Origin of the sequence: Protofrankia sp. CiP3, assembly GCF_917627345.1 — a bacterium.
In the GTDB taxonomy this organism is placed as follows: Bacteria; Actinomycetota; Actinomycetes; order Frankiales; family Frankiaceae; genus Protofrankia.
In genome coordinates this window covers 1-3,453 of the sequence record NZ_CAKJTM010000186.1, presented here as the reverse complement: position 1 = coordinate 3,453, position 3,453 = coordinate 1, and the positions used below count along the sequence as shown (strand labels likewise).

4 protein-coding genes are annotated in these 3,453 nt (G+C 67.2%); all 4 read left to right on the top strand.

From position 1 onward, the window contains the following. Nucleotides 1–121: 121 nt before the first annotated feature. Nucleotides 122–1,240 (top strand): site-specific integrase, encoded by a 1,119-nt coding sequence (locus MJ797_RS25795; RefSeq protein ID WP_239342221.1) that lies wholly within the window; start codon nt 122–124, stop codon nt 1,238–1,240. Further along, nucleotides 1,237–1,575, top strand: a complete 339-nt coding sequence (locus MJ797_RS25790; RefSeq protein WP_239342220.1) for a hypothetical protein — start codon at nt 1,237–1,239, stop codon at nt 1,573–1,575. The genes MJ797_RS25795 and MJ797_RS25790 overlap by 4 nt, the downstream gene beginning before the upstream one ends. A 6-nt stretch (nt 1,576–1,581) precedes the next feature. Further along, nucleotides 1,582–1,998 carry a hypothetical protein gene (locus MJ797_RS25785; protein ID WP_239342219.1) on the top strand — a complete coding sequence of 139 codons (417 nt, stop codon included), beginning with the start codon at nt 1,582–1,584 and terminating at the stop codon, nt 1,996–1,998. Next, a partial coding sequence (locus MJ797_RS25780) for a tyrosine-type recombinase/integrase (RefSeq protein ID WP_239342218.1) occupies nt 1,995–3,453 on the top strand: 1,459 nt, incomplete at its 3' end. The genes MJ797_RS25785 and MJ797_RS25780, both read left to right, overlap by 4 nt.

Genomic DNA, 3,453 nt, shown 5'->3' with positions numbered 1-3,453 from the left:
CACCGTTATCTCGAGCTGCTGATCTCGTGTCCGCGACGTAGACGACGAACGGCGAGCATCCAGCACGTTGTGTCGTGGATGGGGTTACCTTCCGCTATCCATCACGGAGGCGGGAGGTGCGATGCGGGTACAACGGGTTCTCATGCCCGGCTCGGATACCGAGTCGTGGACGCTACTCGGCGACGACCACACACCGGTGGAGCCAGTGGAACGGTTCTTGGCCTATCTGTCGTCGATCGAACGGTCGGCGAACACGGTCAAGGCCTATGCGCACGACCTGAAGGACTACTTCACCTACCTGGCCGGACGTGGCCGGGACTGGCAGGCGGCCACGGTCGAGGACGTCGCTGGCTTCGTGGCCTGGCTGCGGCTGCCGCCGGTGGCTCGCGACGGGCAGGTGGCTGTCCTGCCCACGGTGGGGCATCACTGCGCTGCGGTGAGCGTGAACCGGAAACTTGCGGCGCTGGCCTCGTTCTGCGAGTTTCACGCCCGGCACGGGGTGGCGTTGGCTGGGCTTGTCGCGGCCGTGCAGCCGGCAGGCCGGCGACGGTGGTCGGAGTCGGCATACAAGCCTTTCCTGCACCACGTCACGAAAAACAGGCCGCAGCGACGGCGGACGATGAAACTGGCGGCGCCGAAGCCGAGACCGCAGATCCTGACCGCCAGCGAGGCGCAGGTTATCCTGGATGCCTGCGAGCATCTGCGTGACCGGCTGCTGCTCGCCCTGCTGTTGGACAGCGGGATGCGTATTGGCGAGGCGCTCGGGCTGCGGCACGAAGACCTGGGGATTGCCGAGAGGCAGGTCAGTGTGGTGCCACGGCGTAACGACAACCGGGCCCGTGTCAAGGGCGGACGACCGCGGACCATTCCGGTGAGCGCCGAGCTGGTGCGCCTTTATGTGGACTATCTCAACCGCGAGTACGGGCCGCTTGATTCCGACTACGTCTTCGTCAATTTGTGGGCCGACCCGCACGGGCGTCCGCTTACCTACCCCGCGGTCTATGACCTGGTGATTCGGCTGCGCCGGCGAACCGGAATCGTCTTCGCTCCTCACCTGTTCCGGCACACATACGCAACCTGGCTGCTCCGCAAGGGCGCCGGAATGGAGAGCGTGAAGGAACTGCTCGGGCACGCGTCGGTAACGACGACGATCGACATTTACGGTCACCTGAGTATCGAAGATGCCCGCAACACGTTGGAAGCGGCGGGCTGGTTCACTGGCCGGGAAGTGCGGCTGTGACAGCTGACTATTATATCGCCGACTGGGAGCAGGCTGTCTGGCAGCGACGTGCCGCCACCATGCTGACGAAGATCCTGGCATCCCACCGCCACCTGCCAATACTCGCCTGGTCGGTGGGAAGTTCCGGCAGCACCCTGGTCGGTCATGTCACCTGTCTGGGCTCCGCTGAGAAAGCGCGAGGGGTCTTTGACGCTTGGTGCGATGCGTTGTCGGTCGAGCAACGCGCCGAGCAACCCAGCGCCAGCGGGGGTGTCTATCTCTGGGGTGCGGTGAGAACCGGCCAGGTCACTGTCAATCTCGCCGCGAGAGTGTTCCCCGACGAGGACGAGGAGTAGGCACACATGGGCATGCGCGAGAACAGCGCTGTCGAACGCATGCCTGACCCTCGGCCCGGGCTGCTGGAGAAGCTGGTGGCCTACGTCCGGCCGGAGTTTCGGGCCGATGTCCTCGTCCCCGACTCGCAGGATCCGGTCCTCGGCACCCCCACATGCGCGGTGCCCTCCTGTGACTACCCCGTCGCCGACCACGGGATCTGCAACGGGCACCGGCTCCGCTGGCGCGACCGCGGCCGGCCGGCTCTGGCCGCCTTCCTCGCCGAGCCCGGTCCGCCAATACGCGGCCGAGCCGAGCTCGGCTGCTGCACCGTCCGCGGCTGCCGATACGGCCTGGCCGGGTACGGGCTGTGCTTCCGACACCGCGGCCGGTGGGGCGGGCCGGGCGGCCGGACCCCGCCTTGTGGACCGCCGGGGCAGCTGTGACGGACGAGGCCGGCACCGCGTGCCGGCTGCCGTTCTGCACGCTGTGGGCCGAGAGCGCCACCACAGTCTTCTGCCGGTCGCACGCCCTGCGGTGGAAGCGGTCCGGCATCACCCACTCGGAGGAGTTCATTGCCGACTGCGCACGTCTGGGCAAGGCGTTCCTCGACTTCCGGAGCCTTCCCGCCCAGCTCAAGCTCGAACTGCAGTACGCTGTGCAGCGCCGCGCTGACGAGGGCACCGTCCCGGCCCCACCGCCCGTCGTGATGCGCACGATCCGGTGGGCCGCCGAGGCGGGGGTCTCCTCACTGTTAGATCTTCCCGAAACGCAGTGGCACCAGCTCACGGCCACATCGGGGGCCGCCACCAGCCGCGGCGGCGGCACACCTGGACGTGCCCGGTCGTTCCTGCTGTTCGCACGGGACGCGGTGGAAACGCTCGCCGACGGCGCAGGATGGGAGCGCGAATACCCCCGCGACGTCTGGCGGCTGGCAAGGCTGCCCGGCCTGACGTTCACCGCCGGCCAGCCACGGGACCATGCTCGCCTGCGGTTCGACCGCATCACCCAGCCGTGGCTGCGCTCCCTGGCCAAACGCTGGATCCGGCTGCGTCTGACCGGCGGGCTCAACGTCGAGACCGTGGTCGGCAACGTCCAGGCACTCACGCGTTTCAGCGAATTCCTCACCAGCGCCGCCCCGCACGTCGCCGGGCTGTCTGCGATCGACCGGCCGCTCCTGGAACGCTACCTCGGCTGGCTTGCAACCACACCAGGCGGACCGAGTACCAAAACCCGCCACATCGGCGGGATTCACCTGTTCTTCCAGACCATCCGCCAGCACGGCTGGGATAACACCCTGCCTTCTACGGCAACGTTCTTCACCGGCGACTACCCCCAGCGCCCGCCGCGCCTCACCCGCCGCCTCGCCGAATACGTCATGACCCAGATCGAACAACCCACCAACCTCGCCCGCTGGCCGACACCCGAAGGACGCCTGGTCACACTGATCCTCACCCGGTGCGGGCTACGGATCTCCGACACGTGCACGTTGCCGTTCGACTGCCTCCTCCACGACGGTCAGGGCGCCCCTTACCTGCGCTACCTCAACAACAAGATGAAACGGGAAGCCGCTGTCCCCATCGACGAAGAACTCGAAGCCGAGATCCGCGCCCAGCAACGCCGCATCGCCGACCGCTGGCCAGACGGCAGCCCACACCTGTTTCCCCGCGCACGAGCGAACGCCAGCGGGAAACGCCCCTTTGCACCCAGCAGCTACCGCCCCATGCTCAACCGGTGGCTTACCACCTGCGATGTCCGAGACGAACACGACCGGCCAGTGCACCTGACTCCGCACCAATGGCGGCACACCTTCGCCTGCCGGCTGATCAACCGAGACGTCCCCCAAGAAGTCATCCGGATTCTACTCGATCACGAGTCCACCCAGATGACCGCGCATTACG

Bases quoted from the DNA above. Each gene is read 5' to 3' on its own strand.
- MJ797_RS25795 (WP_239342221.1), top strand. From the start codon at position 122: ATGCGGGTACAACGGGTTCTCATGCCCGGCTCGGATACCGAGTCGTGG.
- MJ797_RS25785 (WP_239342219.1), top strand. From the start codon at position 1,582: ATGGGCATGCGCGAGAACAGCGCTGTCGAACGCATGCCTGACCCTCGG.